24 protein-coding genes are annotated in these 24227 nt (G+C 55.1%); 10 read left to right on the plus strand and 14 right to left on the minus strand.

What is annotated here, in order from left to right; translation table 11 throughout:
- Nucleotides 1-3: 3 nt before the first annotated feature.
- Both M0D42_RS11455 and M0D42_RS11460 read right to left on the minus strand, forming a co-directional pair.
- A complete protein-coding gene (locus M0D42_RS11455) occupies nt 4-1044 on the minus strand; it encodes an MBL fold metallo-hydrolase (RefSeq protein ID WP_265018744.1) in 1041 nt (346 codons plus the stop codon).
- Nucleotides 1041-2753, minus strand: a complete 1713-nt coding sequence (locus M0D42_RS11460) for an acyl-CoA dehydrogenase (protein ID WP_265018745.1) — start codon at nt 2751-2753, stop codon at nt 1041-1043. Before M0D42_RS11460 ends, M0D42_RS11455 begins: the two co-directional genes overlap by 4 nt.
- A gap of 104 nt (nt 2754-2857) precedes the next feature.
- On the opposite strand from M0D42_RS11460, the gene M0D42_RS11465 reads away from it, so the two are divergent.
- Nucleotides 2858-3808 (plus strand): L-threonylcarbamoyladenylate synthase, encoded by a 951-nt coding sequence (locus M0D42_RS11465; protein ID WP_265018746.1) that lies wholly within the window; start codon nt 2858-2860, stop codon nt 3806-3808.
- Here M0D42_RS11465 and M0D42_RS11470 read toward each other — a convergent pair.
- Nucleotides 3805-4380, minus strand: coding sequence for a YqgE/AlgH family protein (locus tag M0D42_RS11470; protein WP_265021145.1), 576 nt, complete (start codon nt 4378-4380; stop codon nt 3805-3807). The two genes, M0D42_RS11465 and M0D42_RS11470, sit on opposite strands and share 4 nt — an antisense overlap.
- A 170-nt stretch (nt 4381-4550) precedes the next feature.
- Here M0D42_RS11470 and M0D42_RS11475 point away from each other — a divergent pair, with 170 nt between their 5' ends.
- The gene (locus M0D42_RS11475; RefSeq protein ID WP_265018747.1) at nt 4551-5366 is read left to right on the plus strand and encodes a protein-disulfide reductase DsbD domain-containing protein; all 816 of its coding nucleotides are present in this window, start codon (nt 4551-4553) and stop codon (nt 5364-5366) included.
- On the opposite strand, the gene M0D42_RS11480 is transcribed toward M0D42_RS11475, so the two are convergent.
- The 5 genes from M0D42_RS11480 to M0D42_RS11500 all read right to left on the minus strand — a co-directional run bounded on the left by M0D42_RS11480 (nt 5355) and on the right by M0D42_RS11500 (nt 12334).
- Nucleotides 5355-8750 carry an efflux RND transporter permease subunit gene (locus M0D42_RS11480; protein ID WP_265018748.1) on the minus strand — a complete coding sequence of 1132 codons (3396 nt, stop codon included), beginning with the start codon at nt 8748-8750 and terminating at the stop codon, nt 5355-5357. The genes M0D42_RS11475 and M0D42_RS11480 overlap by 12 nt on opposite strands.
- A gap of 3 nt (nt 8751-8753) precedes the next feature.
- Nucleotides 8754-10211, minus strand: a complete 1458-nt coding sequence (locus M0D42_RS11485; protein ID WP_265018749.1) for an efflux RND transporter periplasmic adaptor subunit — start codon at nt 10209-10211, stop codon at nt 8754-8756.
- 161 nt (nt 10212-10372) lie between these two features.
- Nucleotides 10373-10921 (minus strand): molybdenum cofactor biosynthesis protein B, encoded by a 549-nt coding sequence (moaB, locus tag M0D42_RS11490; RefSeq protein WP_265018750.1) that lies wholly within the window; start codon nt 10919-10921, stop codon nt 10373-10375.
- Nucleotides 10922-11542 (minus strand): LysE family translocator, encoded by a 621-nt coding sequence (locus tag M0D42_RS11495; protein ID WP_265018751.1) that lies wholly within the window; start codon nt 11540-11542, stop codon nt 10922-10924.
- Nucleotides 11543-11551: 9 nt separating this feature from the next.
- On the minus strand, nt 11552-12334 hold the full coding sequence (locus M0D42_RS11500; RefSeq protein WP_265018752.1) for a uracil-DNA glycosylase: 783 nt from the start codon (nt 12332-12334) through the stop codon (nt 11552-11554).
- 134 nt (nt 12335-12468) lie between these two features.
- On the opposite strand from M0D42_RS11500, the gene M0D42_RS11505 reads away from it, so the two are divergent.
- The 5 genes from M0D42_RS11505 to M0D42_RS11525 all read left to right on the plus strand — a co-directional run bounded on the left by M0D42_RS11505 (nt 12469) and on the right by M0D42_RS11525 (nt 16731).
- The gene (locus M0D42_RS11505) at nt 12469-13422 is read left to right on the plus strand and encodes an aspartate carbamoyltransferase catalytic subunit (protein WP_419195938.1); all 954 of its coding nucleotides are present in this window, start codon (nt 12469-12471) and stop codon (nt 13420-13422) included.
- A 116-nt stretch (nt 13423-13538) separates the two neighbouring features.
- Nucleotides 13539-14099, plus strand: coding sequence for a hypothetical protein (locus tag M0D42_RS11510; protein WP_265018754.1), 561 nt, complete (start codon nt 13539-13541; stop codon nt 14097-14099).
- Between the two features lie 94 nt (nt 14100-14193).
- The gene (pyrC, locus tag M0D42_RS11515) at nt 14194-15471 is read left to right on the plus strand and encodes a dihydroorotase (protein ID WP_265018755.1); all 1278 of its coding nucleotides are present in this window, start codon (nt 14194-14196) and stop codon (nt 15469-15471) included.
- Nucleotides 15471-16076 (plus strand): glycerol-3-phosphate 1-O-acyltransferase PlsY, encoded by a 606-nt coding sequence (gene plsY / locus M0D42_RS11520; RefSeq protein ID WP_265018756.1) that lies wholly within the window; start codon nt 15471-15473, stop codon nt 16074-16076. The genes pyrC and plsY overlap by 1 nt, the downstream gene beginning before the upstream one ends.
- A 178-nt stretch (nt 16077-16254) precedes the next feature.
- A complete protein-coding gene (locus M0D42_RS11525; RefSeq protein WP_265018757.1) occupies nt 16255-16731 on the plus strand; it encodes a YHS domain-containing (seleno)protein in 477 nt (158 codons plus the stop codon).
- A gap of 67 nt (nt 16732-16798) precedes the next feature.
- Here the strand turns inward: M0D42_RS11525 and M0D42_RS11530 are convergent, their stop codons facing one another.
- The 3 genes from M0D42_RS11530 to M0D42_RS11540 form a co-directional block, all read right to left on the minus strand.
- Nucleotides 16799-18169 carry a glutamate--cysteine ligase gene (locus M0D42_RS11530; RefSeq protein ID WP_265018758.1) on the minus strand — a complete coding sequence of 457 codons (1371 nt, stop codon included), beginning with the start codon at nt 18167-18169 and terminating at the stop codon, nt 16799-16801.
- A gap of 75 nt (nt 18170-18244) precedes the next feature.
- Nucleotides 18245-18754 (minus strand): hypothetical protein, encoded by a 510-nt coding sequence (locus tag M0D42_RS11535; protein ID WP_265018759.1) that lies wholly within the window; start codon nt 18752-18754, stop codon nt 18245-18247.
- 22 nt (nt 18755-18776) lie between these two features.
- Entirely contained in the window at nt 18777-19499 is a 723-nt protein-coding gene (locus tag M0D42_RS11540) for a 16S rRNA (uracil(1498)-N(3))-methyltransferase (RefSeq protein WP_265018760.1), read from the minus strand.
- Between the two features lie 12 nt (nt 19500-19511).
- Here M0D42_RS11540 and ubiA point away from each other — a divergent pair, with 12 nt between their 5' ends.
- The 3 genes from ubiA to M0D42_RS11555 are packed head-to-tail and all read left to right on the plus strand — an operon-like array spanning nt 19512 to nt 22802.
- Nucleotides 19512-20477 carry a 4-hydroxybenzoate octaprenyltransferase gene (gene ubiA / locus M0D42_RS11545; protein ID WP_265018761.1) on the plus strand — a complete coding sequence of 322 codons (966 nt, stop codon included), beginning with the start codon at nt 19512-19514 and terminating at the stop codon, nt 20475-20477.
- A 59-nt stretch (nt 20478-20536) separates the two neighbouring features.
- The gene (locus M0D42_RS11550) at nt 20537-22486 is read left to right on the plus strand and encodes an OmpA family protein (RefSeq protein WP_265018762.1); all 1950 of its coding nucleotides are present in this window, start codon (nt 20537-20539) and stop codon (nt 22484-22486) included.
- Nucleotides 22473-22802, plus strand: a complete 330-nt coding sequence (locus tag M0D42_RS11555; protein WP_265018763.1) for a hypothetical protein — start codon at nt 22473-22475, stop codon at nt 22800-22802. Before M0D42_RS11550 ends, M0D42_RS11555 begins: the two co-directional genes overlap by 14 nt.
- A 1-nt stretch (nt 22803) precedes the next feature.
- Here M0D42_RS11555 and M0D42_RS11560 read toward each other — a convergent pair whose 3' ends face one another.
- Genes M0D42_RS11560 through pgsA form a run of 3 tightly spaced genes read right to left on the minus strand, consistent with a single transcriptional unit; the run spans nt 22804 to nt 24158 of the window.
- Entirely contained in the window at nt 22804-23247 is a 444-nt protein-coding gene (locus M0D42_RS11560; RefSeq protein WP_265018764.1) for a molybdenum cofactor biosynthesis protein MoaE, read from the minus strand.
- A gap of 1 nt (nt 23248) precedes the next feature.
- The gene (moaD, locus tag M0D42_RS11565; RefSeq protein WP_265018765.1) at nt 23249-23494 is read right to left on the minus strand and encodes a molybdopterin converting factor subunit 1; all 246 of its coding nucleotides are present in this window, start codon (nt 23492-23494) and stop codon (nt 23249-23251) included.
- A 4-nt stretch (nt 23495-23498) separates the two neighbouring features.
- A complete protein-coding gene (gene pgsA, locus M0D42_RS11570; protein ID WP_265018766.1) occupies nt 23499-24158 on the minus strand; it encodes a CDP-diacylglycerol--glycerol-3-phosphate 3-phosphatidyltransferase in 660 nt (219 codons plus the stop codon).
- Nucleotides 24159-24227: the final 69 nt, after the last annotated feature.

Raw genomic sequence — 24227 nt, forward strand, 5'->3', positions numbered from 1 at the left:
ATCTCAATCCTTTTTCTGCCAAAGCCAGGCGCCATCCGCCCGACGCTCCCGACTTACATCACCAAGATGATACAGATGATTGAGATGAGCAATCGCTTCAACCAAGGCGAGCCCATATTCGCCTTTGCCGATCGAGCGCTTAAAGAGCGGAGGGAAACAATCCCCTGCCACGCGTGGTTCCGTCAAATGGCCCACCAAACGATCAAGCGCGCCGTGGTGGTTGTCGATCAACTGCCGCATACGTGTCGGCAGCCCTGTAAATGGCAATTTATGGCCGCCGAGCACTAGTTGATCGGGGCGTGCGTGTTGCGAAAGCCGCTCGCAAGCCTCTAGCCAGTCGGCAACCGGGTCAGCCTCTGGTTCAGTCGCATACACCCCGATGTTGGAGCTAATAGAGGGCAGAATCTGATCCCCAGAAATCACGAGATTGTCATCCTGCGACCAGAGAGTCAGATGCTCAGGCGCGTGACCGTTGCCCATATGAACATCCCAATTTCGGCCACCGACACGAATCACATCATCCTGCTTGATACGTTTGAACCCCAAAGGCATTGGATAGACGACATCCGCAAAATTGAATGGGCGTTCAGACTTCCGTTCTTCAAATATCTCACGATCCATCCCTGCTGAGAGATAGAAATCTAGCGTTTCCTGACGCGGTACCGCCTGCTCATCCAATTGCAGCATGCGCGCAAAGAGCCAGGCCGTGCGTGTCGTCCAAAGCGTGGCCCCGTGCTCGGTCTGAAACCAGCCGGCAAGACCAACATGATCGGGGTGATGATGAGTCACAATCACGCGCGAGACAGGTTTGCCACGTAGTGGCTCAGCTAAGAGTTTCCCCCAAATCGCGCGACTGCGGCGCGAGGAAAAACCAGTGTCGACAATGGTCCAGCTATCGCCTTCATCGAGCGCATAGACATTAACGTGATCCAACGCCATGGGCAGCGGAAGGCGCACCCAGAGGACCCCTTCAGCCACTTCGATTGCCTCCCCCTCGGCCGGCGGCTCCTGCCAAGGGTAGCGAATGCCTGTTGCCTCGCTCATGCGCTCAGATCATCGATACTGAGGTCATAAAGCTCCGCTGCACCCTGGGTGGCATGTGCAAGCAGCCCCGCATGCTCAGGCAGCAAGCGTTTTATGTAAAAGCGTGCGAGTTTGGTACGTGGGCCTTCGCCCTCTTCCGCACAGGCCGCTTTCAAATGGTAATGCGCGCCGAGAATGCGCGCGAAACCATCAAGGAAGGGGACGCAGCCCGCAAAGCGTTCATTCAGATCGCCCTGACCAACCATCCATTCTGTGGCCTCACGCAGCGTTTCAGACGCCTGCCAGACCATCTCTGCCATGTTTGGGCGTGTCGCACGCGCTTGTTCAGCAAAGTTCTCGATCTCTTCGATCAGCGCATAGGCCGCATCGCCACCATCCATCAGCTTACGGGCTACAAGATCCATGGATTGGATACCGTTGGTGCCTTCATAGATCGACGTAATACGGACATCCCGCGCATATTGCGCCGCGCCGGTTTCTTCAATGAAACCCATCCCGCCATGCACCTGGATGCCCAGATCAGCCACTTTGATTCCGGTGTCCGTTCCGAAGGCCTTGGCAACTGGTGTCAGGAAAGCCGCACGGGCCTTCCACTCGGCGGTGCCTGTGGCGTGACTCATGTCGATGGCAAGCGCGGTCTCCAGAGCAATGGCGCGGGCCGCGAAGGTTTCAGCCTTCATGGTCGCCAGCATGCGTCGCACATCCGCGTGATCCACAATGGTGCCTTCGCCAAGAGGCGTGCGCCCCTGTTTGCGCTCCAAAGCATAGGCCAGCGCATGTTGATAGGCCCCTTCCGCCACACCAACGCCCTGCCCGCCAACACCGAGCCTTGCATTGTTCATCATGGTGAACATGCATTTCATTCCGTCATGCTCTTCACCGACAAGCCAACCGGTGGCGCCGTCATACTGCATCACAGCTGTTGGGGAACCGTGGATGCCCATTTTATGTTCCAGGCTCACAACCTTCAGGTTGTTGGCAACACCAGGCTCGCCGTTTTCATCAGGAATATTGCGTGGCACAACAAAGAGGCTGATGCCTTTGGTCCCTTTCCCACCGTCTGGCAGGCGCGCTAGAACAAGATGCACAACGTTTTCCGCAAAATCGGAATCGCCCCAAGTGATGAAGATTTTCTGACCAGAGATCGCATAGGTTCCGTCGTCGTTCCGCGTCGCTTTGGCGGCCAGCGCTCCTACATCAGAACCTGCCTGTGGCTCTGTTAGATTCATGGTGCCGTTCCATGCGCCTGAGTTGAGTTTAGGTAGGTAGATCCGTTTGATCTCATCCGTTGCATGCGCTTCAAGCGCTTCGATATGACCCTGTGTCAGCAACGGATTGAGCTGCAGCGCGAGGTTTGCCGAAGCCATCATTTCGTTCACTGCCGTGGTCACGGTAAACGGCAACCCCATGCCACCATATACAGGATCAGCCGAGGTCGAAATCCAACCGCCTTCTGCGATGCCTTTGAAAGCCTCTTCAAAACCGGGAGAAGTCCGTACCTTGCCGTTTTCCAAAGCCGCTGGCGTCAGATCACCGTTGCGCAGTGTTGGATAAAGCACCTCTTCGCTCATCCGACCTGCCTCGGTCAGAATGGCAGAAACGGTGTCTGCATCCACTTCAGAAAACTTATCGGTCTCGCTGACCTGACCCAGATTGATCAGTGCGTTGAGGATAAAATCGTATTCCCCGACGGGCGCGCGGTACGGCATGCGGTGGACCCTTATAGGTTGGCTTTATGTTGTGAGGCTTGTATGCAGCCCAAAGCACCATAGAAACCTGAATTCCGACCGCATACCCTAACGCAGCGTCAAAAATGAATGACCTAACGACCGAAATTCTGTTAGCAAATCCACAGGGGTTTGAACGCGCTGCTGAAATCTGGCGTGCGGGTGGATTAGTCGCGCTGCCAACAGAAACGGTTTATGGACTGGGTGCAGATGCGCGCAATGATCTGGCGGTCGCGCGGATATTCGAAGCCAAAGGTCGTCCACGCTTCAATCCGCTGATTGTGCATGTCGCGAGTGTTGATGACGCCAAAGATTTGGTCGAATGGAATGATGTTGCAGATCGCCTGGCAAGCGCATTTTGGCCGGGGCCGTTAACATTGGTTTTACCATTGAAATCAGGTTCAGGCCTCTCTCCACTCGTCACGGCTGACCTGCCGACATTGGCTGTCCGGATGCCTGCAAACCCACTGGCGCAGGATGTTCTTCGGGGCTTTGGCGGTCCAATCGCGGCACCTTCAGCGAACCCATCAGGCAAGATCAGCCCGACCTCCGCAGAACATGTGAAAGCGGGGCTTTCTGGCAAGATCGAAGCCATCGTCGATGGGGGCACCTGCGATGTTGGGTTGGAAAGTACAATCGTAGGCCTGTTTGACAAGCCGACGCTCTTACGTCCCGGCGGACTGCCAAAAGAGGCCCTTGAAGCTGCCCTTGGTGAACCCCTGGGTGTCCATTCGGCCGCAGATCCGCTGGTTGCACCAGGTCAGATGACGTCGCACTATGCACCCGGCGCCTCTGTAAGATTAAATGCCTCTGAGGCTGAGGAAGGTGAACTACTGTTAGGATTTGGCGCGGTTGACTGCACACTTAACCTGTCTGCATCTGGCGATCTCAGAGAAGCAGCGGCAAACCTATTCCACCATTTGCATGCGCTTGACGCGATGAACTCCAAAGGCATCGCTGTATCACCGATCCCAAATCAGGGTCTGGGTGTGGCCATCAATGATCGCCTGAAACGCGCCGCGGCCCCTCGCGATTAGGCGCGGCCCGCGCTTGCAGAAAGCGTCAACGGGTCTACCCCCAAAGTGTTGAGCGCCGCTTCCCATTTCTTCTCGTCTGCAAGGTCAAAGACCAGATCAAAGCCCGCATCGCAGATCAGCCAGCCATTGTCGGCAATTTCCGCCTCAAGCTGCCCAGGGCCCCAGCCTGAATAGCCAAGCGCCATCAGGGCTTTGTCAGGACCATCCCCCTGCGCCATCTCTTCGAGAACATCCTGCGTTGCCGTCATCGCAAAAAAGTCGTCCACCGGCAGCGTGGATATCTGGGAGCGGTACTCAGAGGAGTGAAGAACGAAGCCTCGCCCACCTTCAACAGGACCGCCAAAATGCAGCGGAATGGGTCGGCTTTGGGCGGATTCTTCTATGGAAAGTTGTTCCAGCAGATCGCTGAAAGTCATTTTCCCCATAGTCTTGTTGACGATCAGTCCCATGGCCCCATCAGGACTATGGGCACATAAAAATACTACCGAATGAGCGAAGCGTGGGTCGCCCATGCCGGGCATGGCAATCAATATTTTGCCGGTGAGGTCTAATTGATCCGAGGCATCAGCCAAGGCAACACGTCCTTTCAGTAACTCTTCTTTCAATGTGAGACCTACCCGCCCAAGACGCAAGCCTTTGGTTTCAAAAACGGTTTCAAAAATATGTGGTAAATAGGAAACCGACACAATCGCTCGCCGGAATGTGAGTTGGCATTTGCCAATTGATATCGCATTTCTTGGGTATGAACATAACCCGTCTTACATCTGCTTTCGCCCTGATGGCCCTGGCCACTGCTCCTCAAATCACTGAGGCGCAGGCCTATGAGCTGGCTGTGGAGGCCGATGTTCTAGAAGGCTGGAGAGGACAGGATGGCCGGCACATTGCGGCGGTTCGGTTCCGCCTGAAAGATGGCTGGAAGACCTATTGGCGCTCCCCCGGAGATGGCGGCATTCCGCCGAGGTTTACATGGAAAGGCTCACGCAACTTGCGGACCTTGGATGTGGTTTGGCCAACACCTGAAGTCTTTAATCAGGATGGGATGACCTCTTTAGGCTATGAGCATGAAGTTGTGGTGCCGGTTGTCATTGAACCGCGTCGTGCAGGGAAAGACATTGTCCTAAATGGTGAGCTGGAAATCGGTGTCTGCAAGGACATCTGCGTACCTGAAACCCTGAGCGTCTCTGCCCGTTTGCCTGGAGATGGGAGTCAGATTGATCCTAGCATTTCGGTCGCCTTAACGGATCAACCCTATGCAGCAGACGAGGCTGGTGTTCAGAAGGTCACATGTTCAGTGTCGCCTACTGCTGACGGCATGAAAGTCGATGCGCAGATCCAAATGCCATCCAGTGGCGGGCGCGAGTTTTCTGTCATTGAAACCGATAACCCGTTGCTTTGGGTTGCCGAGGCAAAAACGCGCCGCTCTGGGAACACACTGCATGTGTCCAGCGAGGTTATGCATGTGGAATCTCAGGCGTTCCTATTGAACAGATCAGGCCTGCGCATCACCGTTTTGGGCGGTAGCTACGCCGTTGATATTCAAGGGTGTTCAGCTGGCTAATTGCCTGCGGCGCGACAGTATCAACAATACCAGACCGAGCCCATATGCCAATAGGCTGAGCAGTGCCGCCCCTGCCGCGAAGAGAAGCATCGCAGGTGCAAAACGATCAATCGTCGCGAGTTGTTCGATTGACTGCAGCAGCGGATGTAGTTCACCCTGAACAAGCACCCAGCCAAGCGTGGCGACCAGCCAGATGGCGATCAAAGCAGATGTGCCAGCAAAGAGAGCACGAATCGCGCGAGCTTTCACTGCTCGGCGGTACGACCTGAGCATTTTGCCGACATCCTGTTGTGCTGCCAAGAGCGCTGGCACAACCAGCAGAACGAGCAGAACACCGAAGCCAAGGCCATAGACCAAAGTAATCACGGTAGGTTTCAGGAACTGCGCCTGTTGAGAGCGCTCAAACAGCAGTGGGGTCAAACCAAGGACGGTTGTCAAAGTCGTCAACATCACCGGGCGCAGACGTTCCGCCGTGCCCTCAATGATCGACGGGATTATACCTCGCTCTTTCGCATAGCCATCGATGGTGGTGACCAAAACAATAGAGTCGTTGATGATGATCCCCGTCATCCCCAAAAGGCCAACGACCGAGAACATCGACAACGGCACGTCGTGATAGTGGTGTCCCCAAATCGTGCCAACCAGCCCGAATGGGATAATGGCCATGACAACAAGCGGTCGAGTCCAGCTTGCGAAGACCCAGGCGAGTACCAGGTAAATGCCTGCCAGACAAAGGATCAGCCCATTGCGTGCATCGGTCAGGAAACTGCTTTCCTGTTCCGACAATCCCGCCAAATGCCATTCCACCTGCTGAATAGACGCAATTTCGGGCAGGATATTGTCTTTCAACGCATCTTCGATTTCCGTGGCGCGGGCTGCATCGTCTTCTGAAATATCGCCCAAGACCGAGATCACACGCACCCCGTTTTCGCGACGGACGGTCGAGAAACCGGTTTTGCGATCAACACTGACGATATCAGCCAAAGGCACGTAGTTGCCGCTTGGGGTCCGCATCATGGTGCGTTCAAGGAAGTCAGCGGTCAATTCGCCATCCGGCAGCGTCACGTGAATGCTCGCTGTGCGTGGTCCTTCTGGATAGGTCGCAGCTTCCAGACCATTGAGTCGATGTCGAAGTACCCTCCCAAGACCGTCAATGGTAAAGCCCAGCGCCTGCCCCTGCGGTGTCAGGTCAAGGATCAGCTCTTCTTTATCGTATGGCAGCGTATCTTCGACTGCAGAGACTTCTGGATAGGCCAACAAAGCGTCTTTCAGATCTTCAGCCGCCGCTTTGAGCGTCTCGCTATCAGCACCGAAGAATTGAACATCCAACGAGTCCCCACCCGGGCCTGAACGCCACCCCCTGAAGCTTACGGTCTCCGCGAGTGGATGCTTTTGAACACGATCCTGAAGCTCCGCTACAAAGGCAAAGCTGGAATAGGGTCGCAGGTCTGCATCGATGAGTTCAATCGCAATAGAGCCCAGCTGATCAGCGGATCGGTTCTCTGCACCCGACAACCCACGCCCCGTGTTGCCACCTATTTCAGCCATCACAAAGTCGAGAGGATTGCGCCCGTATTTTTCTTCATATTCGGCACCAAGCTCTTCTGTCGCGCGCTGCAACTCGCGCATCATGGCAAAGGAGTCTTCACGTGTCGCATCCGCTGACATGATGAAGTTGCCAGAAACCGAGCCACGTTCTGGCGCGTTGAAAAAACGCCATTTCACCTCACCGGTCGCGAACAGGCTGGCCTGTGATGACAACAGCAATATGGCACCAGCCAGAACCGGGTAGCGGGCAATCACAACCAGACGCATGAAGGCGCGGAACGGGCCATCTCGGAACCAGCGGAACCCGACATTCACCATCTTGCTGGGCAGGTCATACCAATGCTCTTTCGCAGTATGAGTCAGCGCGTGTTTCATGTGGTGTGGCAGGATCAAAAAGCACTCAACCAATGACGCAGCGAGTACGAGGATCACCGTAGTTGGGATATCGATGATCAAATCGCCAAACCGACCACCAACTGCGGTGAGGCCAAAGAAAGCGATGATGGTTGTGAGGGTCGCGGAAAAGACTGGCAAAGCCATACGTTGCGCCGCGTTTTCAGCCGCCACCGCCGGAGATTCTCCGAACCGACGCGCCCGCATGTCGGCGTGTTCTCCAACGACAATGGCGTCGTCCACGACGATTCCCAAGGTGATGATCAACCCAAAGAGAGAGACCATATTGATGGTCACCCCTACCAGATACATCAGCGCGATCGCCGCACACATCGCGACCGGAATACCTGCAGCAACCCAAAGAGCGGTTCGCGCATTCAGGAAGAGGAAAAGCAGCATCAGAACCAGCCCCAATCCCATCAGGCCGTTGTCCAACAGCAGGTTGAGACGTCCGCTAATCGCCTCAGCGCGGGTCCGGATGAGGTCGATGGATGCCCCTTGCGGCAGCGTTTCCTGCAGTTGATCGGCAACCTCTTGTACAGTCGCTTGAATACCAATCGCATCACCCTGTGCTGAGCGATCCACACGCACTGAAATGGCCGGGTTTTCTCCAACAAAATAACTTCGATTACGATCGACACCTTCCACGACAACGGTAGCCACATCACCAATTGTCAGCGCAGATCCATCAGCTTCGGTGCGCAATACAATCGCTTCGATCTGATCAGCGCTTCGTTTGGCAACGCCTGTACGCACGCGTGTATTGGCACCCGCCACGTCCCCAGCGGGGTCAGCATCCACTTCTTCAGCAATCGCAGAAGCAATATCTGCCATGGATATGTCGAATTGAATGAGGTTGAGCGAGGGTACTTCCACCACAGTTCGTGGTGCGGCGACGCCTCGGATAGTTGCGCGGGTTACGCCTTCTGCAAACAGTCTCGTGACAAATTCATCCGCGAAGCGTCCCAACTGTTCAGGCGCAAGTGGTCCGGTGATGACAACATCTGTTACCCGATCCCGCCAAGCCCCGCGCCTTACGCGCGGATCGTCTGCATCCTCAGGCAGGGTTGAGATCGTGTCGACCGCGTCCTGCACATCATTTGCCGCCCGCGCCATATCCCAGCCGGGTTCGAACTCCATCGAAATCCGCGCAGAGCCTTCGGTAGAGCGCGCTTCGGTTGTGGCGACGCCCTCAACGCCGAGCAAAACCGGCTCCAGAACCTGCACAATTGCGTTGTCGACGTCTTCGGCCCCTGCTCCGTCCCAACCGACTGAGACAGAGACATTGTCCACGATCACATCAGGGAAGAACTGCGCGCGCATCTGCGGTGCCGCTGCGAAGCCCGCGATCAGCAAGATCACAAGCAGCAGATTGGCAGCGGTTCCGTGGCGGGTGAAATAGGAAAGAAGACCACTCGCTTGAGGAGGAATACCGCGCACCATGGCTTATCCCCCCATCCGCTGCTCTAACCGATCAACGACCTGCGTCGGCACCAAAGGCTGGGCGAGCTGATCCAAAATGCGTTGCTTGCGATCAGCCGGCATCCGTTGATTGCCTTCAACAAAGGCAAGCAATTTGGCGCGGCGCTCATCGGTCAATTCTACCATTGCAGGCGCGGCCGGCTCTTCTGGCACGCTTTCACCAACAGGTTTAACGCGAATTCCTGCCCCCAATAATGGGGTGAGTTGGGTCACGACCGAACGGCCAGCAATCGCCTGCCCTGCGACCAGAACCTGATCTCCTTGGCGTCGGAGCAGTTGCACAGGCACGGCTTCAAGACGTTCACCCTCACCCACAACAAGCACACGGCCCTGCGCATCCAAGGCGGATGACGGCAATTCGACAACATTTCTAAGAGGCTCTTCTTCAACGGCCACGCTGACAAAATCGCCAGGTTTTAAACCGCGCGCTTCATTCAGATTGGCAAAGATCAATCGCCCCGTCAGGCCTTCACCCACTGCTGCGCTGTCGCGACTTATCTGACCCGAAGCTTGAAGCTGGAAGCCTGAAACATCGAGCTGCACGGCAACCTCAGCCCCGCGCAAATCACCTTCTTGATTAAGAAGGCGGGCGTATTGGCTCGTGGATACGCGGAAAGAAACTTCCAGAGCGTTCGGATCGATCAGTCGCGCCAGACGCTCATTTGCGGATACCACGCCGCCTTCGACAACCGCGACTTCCGCCAGGGTACCGTCAAATTCCGAGATGATCTGGCGTTCCGCGAGATTACGCGCGGCTTCGACCTGTGCGATCTCGGTACGTTCAACAACACTTGTCGACCTTGAAACCAGCGCCTCTGACTGAGCGACAGCCTGCCTGCGGGCGAGCTCCTGTTGGCGCGCATTTGAGAGATTGAGTTCGGCTGTCTCTATTGCAGCTGAAGTACCAACTCCACGGCTTTCCAAATCCCGTTGCCGCGCCAAGGCGCGTTCGCGCAAATCTATCTGCGCGGTTGCAGCTGTCCATTCTTCGCGTGCCAGTTCCAGACCGCGCTGTGCTTCAATCACTTCCGACCGAGCAGAGCCTAAATCGGATTCGACACGCGCCAGCTCATCCTCTGCATCTGCTGTATCGAGTTGGGCCAGCAATTGTCCTTTTCTAACACGACCACCATCCCGGAAGGCATCTGAAAGCGTTACAATGGTGCCACCTGAGGGTGCTCGAATGTCGAGCGAGCGCTGGCTTTGAATTTCACCAAAGGCCCGCAACCTGGGCGTCACCACAGAGGGTGCAGCCAATTGCACATTCACAGTAAAGACGCGTTCTCGTTGCTGCGGCGGGCGCGTTTCACGGTTGGCGCGTTCTGAAAGGGCTGACGTAAACACCTGCACAGCGCTCACCAGCAAAGCCACCGTGACCGCCAACAAAAACAGGCCCATGAAACCCTGACGCAGAAAGCGCATACGACATTCCCTTATTCGCGCCCTGAATCCTTGAACTGATTAGGGTCGACCTATCTAACCTGTGCCGTTTTGAAAGAATTGCAAAGGTATACCTTGCTTAAACGGGCCCATTCCGGGTTTCCGTCGCAGAAAATTGATTAATTTCTTAATTTCAGAGCAGTTCAGCCTTTGCTGCGCTTCAGATGCTCATCGAGACGCGGCAGGATTTCCACGAAATTGCAAGGCATGTGGCGATAGTCGAGTTGGAACTTCAGGATTTCATCCCAAGCATCTTTGCAAGCCCCGGTGCTGCCGGGCAGCGCAAACAAATAAGTACCATTGGCCACACCACCGGTTGCGCGGCTTTGAACAGCCGACGTGCCGATCTTGTTGAATGAGATCATTGTAAACAGAGTTGAAAAGGCGTCGATTTCCTTTTCGTAGACATCCCGATGTGCTTCGACCGTCACATCACGCCCTGTCAGACCTGTGCCGCCAGTGGAGATGATGACATCAATCTCCGGATTCTCAGTCCAGATACGCAGCTGATCAGCGATCTCAACCCGTTCATCTTTAAGGATGGTCCGGTCGGCCAACACGTGGCCCGCCCCTTCGAGGCGGGCTACCAGCGTGTCTCCGCTTTTATCCTGATCCAATCCGCGCGTGTCACTGACTGTGAGGATGGCAATACGCACCGGCACAAAAGGGCGGCTTTCGTCAATTCGAGACACTTAAGCTTTCTCCATAATGGCAAGGCGCGCGGCGAGGCCTGCAAAAATCGCTGCGGTCACATATCCGATCCCGCGTTGGAACTTAGGCGAACCAGTCAATACGCGACCCATTCCGCCAGAGAATGCCCCAACCAGCCCGTTCACGATGAAGCCGCCAAAAGCAATGATGGCCCCAAGGCTTAGAAATTGCAGAAGGACGTTGCCCTGCGCCGGATCAACAAATTGCGGCACAAAGGCCAGCACGAAGAGGATCACCTTCGGATTGCTCAGGTTCACAATGAAGCCCTGACGAAAAGCTTTGGCAGCTGTCAGAGGTTTCACTTTAGATTGATCAGCAGAGCTCGCCCGCAGCGCGCCGATGGCCAGCCACAAGAGATAGGCAACACCAACCCAGCGAATGACATCAAAGAGCCAAGGCACCGTTGCGACCAGCGCACCGAGGCCGACGCCGGCCAGGGCGACATGCATCATGGCCCCAGTCGAGATTCCTGCACTTGCGGCGACTGCCGGACGGGTTCCGGAGCGGAGCCCCTGCCCCAAGCAAAACATCATATCCGCACCCGGCGTGAGGTTCAGAGCCAATGCGGCCGGGATAAAGGCAATCAGAAGATAGAGATCCATGGCACCTGCCTATTTGAGGCTGAGAAGCTTTGCTTTGAGTTCGATCAAATCCGCCCAAGCCTCGCGTTTCATGTGCGGGCTGCGCAGAAGGAAGGCCGGGTGGAACATGGGCAAAACCGGGCGATCCAGCGCTTCGGTCCATTGGCCACGCAGGCGCGTGATGCCGCGTTTTCCAAGCACGCCATGGCAAGCGATATTGCCCATCAAGACAACGACGTCTGGATCCACCAACTCAACGTGGCGCTTTACGAAGGGCATCATCATGAAAATCTCTTCGGGCTGAGGATCACGATTCTGCGGCGGACGCCATGGCAGAACATTGGTGATGTAGACAGCCTCGTCTGTTGCCTCCGCGGTTCGATCCATATCGATTGCGGCCAGCATCTTATCCAAAAGCTGCCCAGCGCGCCCTACAAACGGACGGCCAATGCGGTCTTCATCCCGCCCCGGCGCTTCGCCGATGATCATGACCCGTGCAGAGGGGTGACCATCGCTAAATACCAGTGAGCGCGCACCACGTTTCAACGCGCAATGCTCAAACTGAGCGATGGCTGACTTCAACTGATCAAGGTTGGCAGCCTGCTTTGCCATTTGCTGAGCGATTTCAAGCGGATCGACTTTCGGCTCTCTGACCGGAGCAGATTGCTGGCATTGCGCCGGACTGGACTTGACCTTTTTCTCAGGAATTTCATAGCGATTGACCGGCGCATCCAAAATCGCCTCGGTCGCCCCAAGTTCGACCTGCCAATCCAGCAGCGCTTTCGCTGTGTGAAAATCCAAAGTTGATTCCATATCAAGCACCCTACTCTGCTCACTTCATGGCGAAAACCACAATCGCGCCTGCTGGCTGCTTGCGCCACTTGCTAGGGAGGCATCAGCTACCTATAAGCAGCCCAGATCAGACCATCGTCACAAGGAGCCGCGTGATGTTTCGTCAAAAGCATCTTCTGGGGATTGAGCAATTGCACCCCCAAGAGATCACCACTCTTCTCGATTTGGCTGATCAATATGTCGATCTGAACCGTCAGGATGTGAAACACTCCGAAGCCCTGCGCGGGCTGACGCAGATCAACATGTTCTTTGAAAACTCCACCCGCACCCAGGCGAGCTTTGAGATCGCAGGCAAACGACTGGGTGCGGATGTGATGAACATGGCCATGCAGGCGAGCTCGATCAAAAAGGGTGAGACCCTGATCGACACCGCCATGACCCTAAATGCGATGCATCCCGATTTGCTGGTTGTGCGTCATCCGCATTCCGGTGCTGTGGACCTGCTGGCTCAGAAAGTGAACTGTGCTGTGTTGAACGCGGGCGACGGCAAACATGAGCACCCGACGCAGGCGCTGCTCGATGCTCTGACCATCCGTCGTGCCAAGGGCCGTTTGCACCGCCTGAACGTTGCAATCTGTGGCGATATCAGCCACAGCCGCGTCGCTCGTTCCAACCTGATCCTGCTGGGTAAAATGGAAAACCGCGTGCGTCTGGTTGGCCCGCCCACTCTGATGCCAAGCCAGATCGATCAGTTTGGCGTCGAGGTCTATGAAGATATGGCCGAGGGCCTAAAAGACGTCGATGTGGTTATGATGCTGCGACTGCAACGCGAACGCATGGACGGGGGCTTTATCCCGTCAGAACGTGAATATTATCACCGCTATGGTTTGGATGCGGAAAAACTCGCCCATGCAAAAGACGACGCCATTGTCATGCATCCTGGCCCAATGAACCGTGGCGTTGAAATTGACGGCGAACTGGCTGACGACATCAACCGCTCGGTCATTCAAGAGCAAGTCGAAATGGGCGTTGCCGTGCGTATGGCTGCCATGGACTTGCTTGCGCGCAACCTGCGGGCCGAGCGCCAGAACAAACCGGTAGAGGTCTGACATGGAAGATCCCAAAGACCCAAAAATGAGTGGCCGCGTGGCGACCATCGCCCTTTTGGTCATGTTTGGCCTGGTGGGCCTGATGGTCTGGGTGGCGGGCTGATTGGATTGCAGTGATGCCTGAGCAGATGAAGGTCAAAGCCCAGGAACACGGACTGATCCGCATTTTTGCTGTTGATCTGCCACCAGAAGAGGCGGATCGGTTTGATCATCGAACCTTTGATGACGACTTGGGTACTTGGCCTTTGAGAGACGCGCTCGGAGCCGATTATCTGGACGAAGACTTCATCGAATTCTTTGACGTCGCTGATCTAGAAGAGCTTGGACTGGCGGGCTACATGGTTCAAGGCTTGGGCATCGCGCGAAAGGACGTCGATGAAGTCCGCGCGCAGATCGATCAGATTTCTGGCCACGTCTTAATTGTTCTCTCGAATGCCTTTGATGGATTTGAGCAAACATTGAACCCCAAAGCCCCCCTCAGGTGGATTGGCACTTTTGAGGAAGAGGGCGCTGACGTGCAATTTAAACCGCTGAAAAGCGCCGCCGCCAAAGGCAGCGTCGCAGAAACGCCTCCAGCGAAAGCCAGCAATCCGCATCTCATGGTGTTGACGGCCATCGTGGCCCTACCCGTCCTCATCGGATTGATCGCCTTGATCGTCTGGCTGGTTCTGAGATGACATCACCCTGCAAAAACTTGACGCCACGGCTGCAAACCGGCATGTGGCACAGAACGACGCGCTGGCCGCGGATCAAAAGAGGATTTGACCACTCATGAGCCTTCTTTTCACCAACGCCCGCTTGATTGATCCCGAAAACCAAACAGACACCATCGGCAGCCTGCTGGTCGAGAACGGCATCATCACTGCTGTTGGCGAGACCCTTACTGACCCGAAAGATGCGGAAGTCATCGATTGCGGCGGCAAATGCCTCGCGCCGGGGATCGTGGATATCGGTGTGAAGGTCTGTGAGCCGGGTGAGCGCCACAAGGAAAGCTACAAGACAGCTGGTCAGGCGGCAGCCGCGGGCGGGATCACCACAATGGTTACGCGCCCAGACACTGCGCCTACCATCGACAACCCGGAAACACTTGAATTTGTGACCCGCCGCGCCAACGAAGCTGCACCGGTGAATGTTGTGCCTATGGCTGCCCTGACCAAGGGCCGCGCCGGCGGGGAAATGACTGAATTCGGTTTCCTAATGGACGCTGGTGCAGTGGCTTTTACCGATTGCGACAGCGTTGTCACCGACAACAAAGTCTTCTCCCGCGCGTTGACCTATGCGCGCTCTTTGGGTGCTTTGGTCATTGGCCATCCACAAGATCCGGGTCTCTCTAAGGGTGCCGCCGCGACCTCAGGAAAATTCGCGAGCCTGCGGGGCTTGCCTGCAGTATCTCCGATGGCAGAACGCATGGGGCTTGATCGCGATATCGCGCTGATCGAGATGACAGGTGTGAAGTATCACGCAGATCAGATCACCACAGCCCGCGCCCTGCCCGCATTGGAGCGCGCCAAGGCCAATGGTTTTGACATCACCGCAGGCACCTCAATACATCATCTGACTTTGAACGAGTTGGATGTGGCTGATTACCGGACCTTCTTTAAGGTCAAGCCGCCTTTGCGCAGCGAAGATGACCGTCTTGCCATAGTGGCTGCCGTGAAATCCGGCCTGATTGATATCATTAGCTCGATGCACACGCCTCAGGATGAAGAGAGCAAACGCCTGCCATTCGAAGAGGCGGCCTCCGGTGCCGTTGCATTGGAAACCCTGCTGCCTGCCGCGATGCGACTTGTGCATGCAGAGCAGCTGACCTTGCCGGAATTGTTCCGTGCATTGGCTCTGAACCCCGCAAAGCGCCTGGGTTTACCTTCAGGCCGGCTCGCTGAAGGCGCACCCGCGGATTTGGTTCTGTTCGACGCCGATGCACCGCTGGTTCTGGACAGGTTTAAACTGCAATCAAAGTCAAAAAACACACCGTTTGACGGGCAGAAAATGCAGGGTAAGGTGCTGGCAACCTATGTGGCCGGCGAGGCCGTTTACCGGAGAAAATAATGCCCGCATTGGAAACCGGCCTGATGGCCCTGATTGTTTGGGGATTGGTCGGATACCTGTTTGGCTCTATCCCTTTTGGTATTGTGATCACCCGTGTCTTTGGCCTTGGTGACCTGCGTAAGATCGGGTCCGGCAACATTGGAACAACCAATGTTTTAAGGACAGGCTCTAAACCCGCAGCAGCCGCCACATTGATTTTGGATGGCGGCAAAGGGGCGATTGCGGTTTTGGTCGCTCGCATTTTGGCCGCTGAGGATGCCGCGCAATTGGCAGGACTTATGGCCTTTCTTGGCCATTGCTTTCCGATCTGGTTGAAATTCAAAGGCGGCAAAGGCGTTGCGACGTTTCTGGGTTTGATGCTGGCTTTGGCATGGCCTGTGGGCATTGCCTGTTGCCTCACATGGTTGATCACGGCGATTGTGAAGCGCATCTCTTCTCTGTCAGCGCTTGTTTCTGCAACATCAACTTCTGTTTGGATCCTCATCTTGGGTCATATCCAAGTATTACTGCTTGGTGTCTTGGTCACCTTGCTGGTGTTCTGGCGCCATCATGAAAACATTGCGCGCCTACGTGCGGGTACAGAACCAAAGATAGGTCAGAAATAAGCAGTTCGCGATTGACGAACATTTGCTCTGCGCCAATGCACAATCAAAAACTCTTGTTTTGCAGTTGATCGGAACCTTCACAATCTTGGGTTTGTCCGACGCAATTACGTCGTGACAGCATTTTTCGACCCAGATGAAATTTCGGCTGACGGGTCAGCAAAATCCGAAAGGTTACATCATGAAAACTCTGAAAACCCTCGCAGCAGGGATCGTTTTGGCATCTTCCATCGCAACAACTGCACTTGCCGCTGGCGTAGACGTCAATGCATCCAACACCGGTCTTGCATTGCAAGGTTATGACCCGGTTGCATATTTCACAGAAGGTCAGGCAACACCCGGCAGCTACAAAATCACAACTGTTTACAACGACACGACCTATCGGTTCGCGTCTGAAGCCCACAAGGCGACCTTTGAAGCGAACCCAGAGGCTTACCTACCGCAGTATGGCGGCTACTGCGCTTTTGGCGCGGCGATGGGCTTCAAATTCGATGGCGATCCAGAGTTGTGGAAGATTGTTGATGGCGAGCTCTACCTGAATCTGGCGCAAGATATCCAAGAGCGTTGGGAAGGTGACATCCCTGGCTACATTGAAAAAGCGGACGCACAATGGACCAACATTGAAGACGTCGCTCCTGCGGTTCTTCAAGCACAATAATCCCTGGCACTAAAACAGGAACGGCGGCGCATCACTGCGCCGCCGTTTTCTATTCTACAACAACCAGTTAATAGCTAAATTCGTCGTATATTCTCGTCAGATCACCGTTCCAGGCACCGTGATACCGCTCTAGCAATTCATCCGCTGGCACCTTGCCGCTTTCAAGGCTTTCCTTGAGTGCGTTCAGGAAGTGTGTCTCGTCTGGGATCAAACCTCCGGCACCTGGTATTGCCCGCGCTTTCAAACCTGCCTCTGACATGGCCACAACTTCGCGTGCCAGATCATGCATCTTGAGACCTGCCACTTCGGCTTGCAGGCCTTGCTCACTTGCTGCAACGCGCAAATTCTCGCGGGTCTCGGCATCCCAGCCTTTAACCAAATCCCAAGCCGCATCCAGTGAGGATTGATCATACATCAGACCAACCCAGAAAGCAGGAAGAGCACAAAGACGACGCCATGGTCCGCCATCTGCACCGCGCATTTCCATGAACTTCTTGATGCGTGCTTCAGGGAAGGCGGTGGTCAGATGGTCAGCCCAATCCGAAAGCGTTGGTGTTTCACCGGGCAGCGCAGGCAGCTCACCTTTCAGGAAGTCACGGAAGGACATGCCCAGCGCATCGACGTATTTTCCATCGCGATAGACAAAATACATTGGCACATCGAGCGCATATTGCACCCAACGCTCAAAACCAAAGCCCTCTTCAAAAACAAATGGCAGCATGCCGGTGCGTGCCGAATCCAGGTCACGCCAAACGCGTGAGCGCCAGGATTTGTGGCCATTCACCTTGCCATCAAAGAAAGGCGAATTTGCAAACAGGGCCGTTGCCACAGGCTGCAGAGCCAAAGCAACACGCAGCTTTTGGACCATGTCAGCCTCTGAACCGAAGTCTAGGTTCACCTGAACGGTACAGGTTCGGTACATCATGTACTTACCCATCGTTCCAACGCGATCCATGTAATCGGTCATTAGCTTGTAACGCCCCTTTGGCATCACTGGCATCTGTTCGTGCGTCCAGATCGGGGCGGCACCAAGTCCGATGAATTTAACGCCAATCTTATCCGCAATGTCTTTCACATCACGGAGGTGAGCGTTTACCTCGTCGCAGGTCTCGTGGATGGATTGAAGAGGTGCGCCAGACAGCTCCAGCTGCCCGCCCGGTTCAAGCGATACATTGGCACCGTCCTTTTCAAGGCCAATCAACTTATCGCCTTCATGAACTGGCGCCCATCCGTGGCCGTCTCTTAGGCCTTCCAGAACCGCCAAGATAGAGCGTTCGCCCTCATAGGGCAGCGGATTCAAACTATCCTGACAAAAACCAAACTTCTCATGCTCTGTGCCAATGCGCCAATCTTCGCGCGGTTTACACCCCGCTTCCAGATATTCGGCAAGTTGCTCGTGGCGTTCGATAGGTCCGCCGCCGGACTGAGGGATGGACATGGGCTAAGCTCCGATGGGATCGCATGGTGCGAGAGGGTCTTGAGGTAGCTTTCGTGGAATGAATCGGTGCCACTGTCAATGCAATGTCTTGACAGGTTTGGCCCAGATCACGACAGGTTGAGTGGCATCGGCCTTAAGGGCGGAAAGCATGAATTCGGTGCGAATGCCGGGAAGCGCTGCGAAAGCATCAAAAAGCTTGTCGGCCCCTTCAGCATTCACGGGGATTGCGATGTCTGCCTGACGTGGTTGCTGCAAAATCCAAACTGGCGGCTTTTGTGCAGGATCAAGCACAACCATTGCCAAATCATCGATGGCTGCAACGCCGCCAGAGATCGGGCCGTAATAGCTCACTTCACCCTCATCGACGGTCACAACACCGGGGCCACCTTTACCAGAGCGAAAGCGCGCACGTTGAATTCCGGTGTAAATCAGAATTGCGCCGCCAACCGCTACTGCGATTCCGATCCATTGCAAAATGCCACTACCTGAAAGCCACCAAAGTCCCAGCAAAAATACCACAACGCCGAGTAGTGTTTCTCGCCACTCCAGCAATGCAGTGCGGGCTTCAGGCCGAATGAAACTCATGTGCGTCCTTTGATTGATCGCATCACCAATCCCCAAACTTCTGCTGCCAAATCGTCAACGCGGCGACAGCAGCGGTATCTGCGCGAAGGATACGTGGGCCCAAGCTCACTACATGAGCCTGAGGATGTGCGTGCAATCGCTTTCTCTCAGCCGGCGAAAACCCACCTTCTGGCCCGATCAAAATCGCCCATTTTTCGCCCGATGCAGCGCCGAGCGCTTTTGCGGTGCCAATTTCGGCTTCATCGCAGAACATCAATTGTCGATCCTCTGGCCAATCGGCCAGTAGACGTTCGAACTTCTTCAAGTCAGCCACCTCAGGGACATAGGTGCCGCCGCACTGTTCGGCTGCCTCAACAGCATGCGCCTGCAAGCGGTCCTGTCGGATGCGATCAGAATTCGTGAACTCCGTCTGTATTGGCAAGATGCGCGCTGCTCCCATCTCCGCAGCTTTCTCAACGATGAAGTCGGTCCGCGCCTTTTTTATCGGGGCAAAGATCAACCAAAGATCGGGTGGCATTTGCAACGGTTTGGTCTGTTCGACACAGGCCAGCTCACCCGCGCGTTTACCCGCCTTGATAACCTCAGCCCGCCATTCCCCATCCTTGCCATTGAACAGCAGTACATGCGCACCCAGTGCGAGCCGCATCACCCCAAAGAGGTAATGTGCCTGATCGCGCTCCAGAGGAACCGATTGCCCATCCCCCAGGGGATGATCTACATACAACCTGACTTTTGCATCCTTCATGAGGACTTACATATGGCCGAGACCCCCACAACGCCAGAGCCGAGCGGACAAGTTTCTGACGCGGTGAAAGGAAATTGGGTCGACAGCTATGCCCCAGCTCCGACACGCCCCTATCTGAGACTGTCTCGTGCAGATCGTCCGATTGGAACTTGGCTATTGTTTTTGCCCTGTATGATGGGGCTCTTGCTCTCGATGTTGAATGACAACGTGGTCACTTGGCACGATGCCTGGACGGTCGTTGGCTGTGGGATGGGCGCCTTTCTGATGCGCGGCGCGGGATGCACTTGGAATGATATCACCGATCGCGAATTTGATGGCAAAGTCGAACGAACAAAATCACGCCCGATCCCAAGCGGCCAAGTCACCGTTACCGGAGCTGTAATCTGGATGGCAACGCAAGCCGTCTTGGGTTTATTTATTCTGCTGACTTTTTATCCCAATGCGATTGTTCTCGGCTTTATCGCTGTAATCCCAGTGCTGATTTATCCATTTGCCAAACGCTTCACATGGTGGCCGCAACTCTTCTTGGGAATTGCCTTTAATTGGGGTGCCCTGCTGGCCTGGACAGCGCATAGCAATTCGCTTCAATGGCCCGCCGTTGTGCTCTACCTTTCAGGTATCACCTGGACGCTGTTCTACGATACGATTTATGCCCATCAAGACAAAGAAGACGATGCGCTGATTGGGGTGAGGTCCACAGCGCGCCTGTTTGCTGAAAACACGCCGCGTTGGTTGCTGATTTTTCTCATCGCGACGCTTTGTCTGATGGCCTTTGCGGTGATTGGCTCCACCATTCACCGCAGCCCGATCTCAATGGCGGTGGCTCTGGTTGGAGTTTGGGCCATGGGGTGGCATCTGCATTGGCAGCTCAAGAACCTGGACACAGAAAACTACGAGGTTCTGGTCAAACTCTTCCGCTCAAACCGCGACGCAGGCTTGATTCCTTTGCTGTTTTTCGCCGGTGCCCTGTTCCTTTGATTGATAAGGCGGCCTGAGTTGCGTATCAGACACGGAACGCTGGAAACAAAGAAGACGTTATGCGACTGCCTTTGACATTAACCGTGGCCGCCACTTTCGGACTGGCCGGGATCATGAGCCTTGCTGCAGCGAGCCTCACTGCAACCGTGATCGAAGACAGCACTCAGAACAGTGTTCAAGCAGCTCTGGATAAAGAAGGTCTGGATTGGGCTGAAACTTATGCAGAGGGACTGAACGTTTTTCTATCGGGCACCGCACCGACGGAAGCGGAACGGTTCATGGCCATGTCGACCGCTGGCAGCATCGTTGATGCGGCGCGGGTCATCGACAATATGAATGTCGCCGCGATCGCGGCTCTCGCGGCACCAGATTTTTCCGTTGAAATCCTTCGCAATGAAGCCGGGCTTTCTGTAATCGGTTTGATACCGCAAACCAGTGATCGCGACGATCTTCTCAAACGGCTAAAACGCTCTGTTACGCCGAATGAAAAGGTCGCCGATTTCTTGGAAACTGCGGCCTACGATGTTCCGGTTGGTTGGAACGCTGCCCTGAGATTTTCACTTGATGCTTTGGAGGATCTTCCACGAAGCAAAATTTCGGTTTCTGCGCAGAACGTACAAATCACGGCAATGGTCGACAGCGCTGAAGAAAAACAAGCGCTGGAACGCAGCCTCAGGGACGGAACGCCAAAAGGCGTTGATCTTGTACTTGCGATCTCAGCCCCTCGCCCAGTGATCACACCCTTCACGCTCCGGGCCATTCTAAATGAGGGCAATCTGCGATTTGATGCCTGCTCGGCGGATACTACCGAAGCGCGGGATAAAATCGTCTCTGCAGCTCAGAGTATGGGATTATCAGATCGGCAATCCTGCCGCATCGGTCTGGGTGTTCCTTCGCCAAACTGGTCCGATGCCTCGATTGTGTCACTGACCGCGCTTAGCGAACTGGGTGGGGGTTCTGTTACACTGACTGACGCAGATATTTCGCTCGTGGCGCCTGTGGGCACTGACCCGGCTTTGTTTGATCGTGTGGTTGCCCAAACTGAGAAAGACCTACCAGATCTCTTCGCCCTACATGCTGCACTTCCAACCGTGGACGAAAATGGTGAAGTGGAACAGGCAGAGTTTATTGCGACGCTTAGTCCTGAGGGATTGATGCAGATGCGTGGCAAGCTTGGCAGCGCATTGAGCCAAACGACGATTGATAGCTATGCGCAGGCGCGCTTTGGCAGTGAAAATGTCTATGATGCTGTACGGCTATCAGATCAAGTCCCAACCGGATGGCCGAGCCGCGTTATGGCTGGTCTGGATGCCCTATCTGCCTTGCACCATGGGTCCGTTACGGTCACCCCAGACTTCGTAGAAATCTCGGGCAAGACCGGGGCTCAAAATGCCGGCGCATCTATTAGTCAGGTTCTCGCAAATCGTCTTGGCGGGGGACAACAATTCGCCATCGACGTCGCCTATGTTGAATCTCTCGATCCCCTTGCCTCTATCCCAACACCTGAAGAATGCATCGCGCGCCTTCAAAATGTACAGGCCGAGACGAAGATCTCGTTTGAGCCTGGATCGGGCACATTGGACGCCAATGCCGCACCGATTTTGGATGCGGTAGCGGTCATTCTTGAAGATTGTGGTGAGCTACCGCTGGAAATCCAAGGTCACACCGATAGCCAAGGCCGTGAGTCGATGAACCTCGCGCTCAGCCAGAACCGCGCACAGTCTGTTTTGGCTGCCTTGCGCGACCGACGCATTCTGACCGGCACCTTCAAGGCAACAGGTTTTGGTGAGGCCACCCCAATTGCCAGCAACGAAACCGAAGCCGGGCGCGAAGCCAACCGCAGGATCGAATTTGTCCTAATCCAAACAACCGTAGAAACCGCCGAAACTACGGGAAATGAAGAGGGTGAACCTCAAGAATCCCTTGAAACCAACGGCGATCCGGTAAATGAAGAGGCAGAGACAGGCGAAACAGCCGAGCAGGAGACAGAGGCGAATGTCGAGAATTGAATTCATTATCGCAACAGCGATTGTTCTGTTTGTCGCCTTTTCTCTAGGTTGGTTTGCCAATTGGCTTGTACATCGCTTCACACGCGTCGCACAATCTGACGTCGACCAGCTAGAGCGCATGAGCCAAGAGCTGCATGAAGCTGAAGAGACCCGCGATCAGGCGATTACCTATCTGCAGCAGCGTGAAGCAGAGCTGACCAATCAGCTGAACCAGACCGAAGCTGAACTTGCCGCGGCTATGGAAGGCTTGCGGGACGCACGTCACGAGGCGGAAGAGCTTCGTAAATACGTTGCCCAAGTCCAGCAAGCAGGCTAACTCACCAGCGTTTCAGCGCGTCTTCGTCAGTATCCTTCGCAGCGACCCATTCGGCGCTGTCAGAGGTGATTTCTTTTTTCCAGAAAGGTGCGCGGGACTTCAGGAAATCCATCAGGAATTCCGCCGCTTCAAAGGCATGAACCCTGTGTTTAGACGCGGTGGCAACCATCATGATCAGCTCACCAGGCTCCAAGTCGCCATACCGATGGATCACCAATACGTCGCCCAGATCCCAACGAGAGGACGCCTCTTCCGCAATCTTGGTCAGAGCCTTCTCGGTCATGCCAGGGTAGTGCTCTATCCGCATAGATTGCAGAGTGCCTTCTACGTTGTTGCGCACAATGCCTGTAAAGGTCACCACCGCGCCCATATTGGACTGCGCTTCCGCAAATGCGTTGCTTTCAGCCCCTAGATCAAAGGCCGCCTCTTGCACCAGGATGCGCATCTCAGCCCCCTGTCATGGGTGGAAAGAACGCCACCTCGCGCACGCCACTGAGGGATGCGTCAAAGTCGGAAAGCTCTTGATCGAGCGCCACGCGAAGCGCGCTGAGGTCGGAGAAGGCTATTGCATATCGGTCTTCACGCGCGCGCAGTTCTTCCACCAGTTCCATCACGCTGGAGGCTTCTGTATCGACGCGTTCTTTCGGCAAACCAATGCGTTCCCGCACCCAAGCAAAATAGACAACATCCATGGTTTTAGTCCTTCAGATAAGGCGTGGCCTTACGGAAATAGTCGAGACCCGTCACAAAAGTCAGAAGTGCAGCCAGCCATATGAGCATCAGGCCACCGCTTCGGGTCCATGCCTCGCCCTGATACATAGCACGCAATCCTAGCTCATCGTCGATTTCACCCGACAGAATCTGAGTCAACGTGTTGTAGTCCATGCCCCATGACCACATGCCAAAATAGTGCTCAAAGATGCCCTGCGCAAAGAGAACGGCAATTGCGACCATCTGAGTGGCCGTCTTCCACTTGGCAAGCTTAGTCACTTTCAACGTTCCAGCAGTGTCGCCAAGAAACTCACGAAGCCCCGATACAAAAACCTCGCGGAAGAGGATCACGGCGGCTGGCAGGAGCAATAACAAGGACATGCTGGAAAAGGCGACAATGATCATCAGCGCAATCACCACCATTGCCTTATCGGCAATCGGGTCGAGCATGGCACCGAGTTTCGTCACCTGTTTCCACTTCCGGGCCAAGTAACCATCCAAATAGTCTGTCAGCGAAGCCACGACAAAAAGCCCTAGCGCGAAGAAATCGGCGAAGGGGCGAGGGAAGAGCAAAAACATGACTGCAATCATGGGGGCAGCAAGAAGCCGTAGCGCAGTCAAAACGTTCGGAATGGTCCAAGTCATGGGCCATTCCTAGCCTGTCTCTTAGCGCAGGGAAAGCACCCATAACATCCCAAGACCAGCAAAAGCATC

Source organism: Cognatishimia activa, from assembly GCF_026016445.1.
Classification (GTDB): Bacteria; Pseudomonadota; Alphaproteobacteria; order Rhodobacterales; family Rhodobacteraceae; genus Cognatishimia; species Cognatishimia activa_B.

Coding starts and splice junctions, on each gene's coding strand:
- M0D42_RS11495 (WP_265018751.1), bottom strand. CDS start 11,542: ATGGATCTCTATCTTCTGATTGCCTTTATCCCGGCCGCATTGGCTCTG.
- pyrC (WP_265018755.1), top strand. CDS start 14,194: ATGAGCCTTCTTTTCACCAACGCCCGCTTGATTGATCCCGAAAACCAA.
- M0D42_RS11535 (WP_265018759.1), bottom strand. CDS start 18,754: ATGAGTTTCATTCGGCCTGAAGCCCGCACTGCATTGCTGGAGTGGCGA.
- M0D42_RS11480 (WP_265018748.1), bottom strand. CDS start 8,750: ATGGTGCGCGGTATTCCTCCTCAAGCGAGTGGTCTTCTTTCCTATTTC.
- M0D42_RS11500 (WP_265018752.1), bottom strand. CDS start 12,334: ATGGAATCAACTTTGGATTTTCACACAGCGAAAGCGCTGCTGGATTGG.
- M0D42_RS11460 (WP_265018745.1), bottom strand. CDS start 2,753: ATGCCGTACCGCGCGCCCGTCGGGGAATACGATTTTATCCTCAACGCA.
- moaD (WP_265018765.1), bottom strand. CDS start 23,494: ATGGATGTTGTCTATTTTGCTTGGGTGCGGGAACGCATTGGTTTGCCG.
- plsY (WP_265018756.1), top strand. CDS start 15,471: ATGCCCGCATTGGAAACCGGCCTGATGGCCCTGATTGTTTGGGGATTG.
- M0D42_RS11525 (WP_265018757.1), top strand. CDS start 16,255: ATGAAAACTCTGAAAACCCTCGCAGCAGGGATCGTTTTGGCATCTTCC.
- M0D42_RS11505 (WP_419195938.1), top strand. CDS start 12,469: ATGTTTCGTCAAAAGCATCTTCTGGGGATTGAGCAATTGCACCCCCAA.
- M0D42_RS11485 (WP_265018749.1), bottom strand. CDS start 10,211: ATGCGCTTTCTGCGTCAGGGTTTCATGGGCCTGTTTTTGTTGGCGGTC.
- pgsA (WP_265018766.1), bottom strand. CDS start 24,158: ATGACTTGGACCATTCCGAACGTTTTGACTGCGCTACGGCTTCTTGCT.
- M0D42_RS11465 (WP_265018746.1), top strand. CDS start 2,858: ATGAATGACCTAACGACCGAAATTCTGTTAGCAAATCCACAGGGGTTT.
- M0D42_RS11550 (WP_265018762.1), top strand. CDS start 20,537: ATGCGACTGCCTTTGACATTAACCGTGGCCGCCACTTTCGGACTGGCC.
- M0D42_RS11530 (WP_265018758.1), bottom strand. CDS start 18,169: ATGTCCATCCCTCAGTCCGGCGGCGGACCTATCGAACGCCACGAGCAA.
- M0D42_RS11475 (WP_265018747.1), top strand. CDS start 4,551: ATGAACATAACCCGTCTTACATCTGCTTTCGCCCTGATGGCCCTGGCC.
- M0D42_RS11455 (WP_265018744.1), bottom strand. CDS start 1,044: ATGAGCGAGGCAACAGGCATTCGCTACCCTTGGCAGGAGCCGCCGGCC.
- M0D42_RS11540 (WP_265018760.1), bottom strand. CDS start 19,499: ATGAAGGATGCAAAAGTCAGGTTGTATGTAGATCATCCCCTGGGGGAT.
- M0D42_RS11560 (WP_265018764.1), bottom strand. CDS start 23,247: ATGCGCATCCTGGTGCAAGAGGCGGCCTTTGATCTAGGGGCTGAAAGC.
- M0D42_RS11510 (WP_265018754.1), top strand. CDS start 13,539: ATGCCTGAGCAGATGAAGGTCAAAGCCCAGGAACACGGACTGATCCGC.
- ubiA (WP_265018761.1), top strand. CDS start 19,512: ATGGCCGAGACCCCCACAACGCCAGAGCCGAGCGGACAAGTTTCTGAC.
- M0D42_RS11555 (WP_265018763.1), top strand. CDS start 22,473: ATGTCGAGAATTGAATTCATTATCGCAACAGCGATTGTTCTGTTTGTC.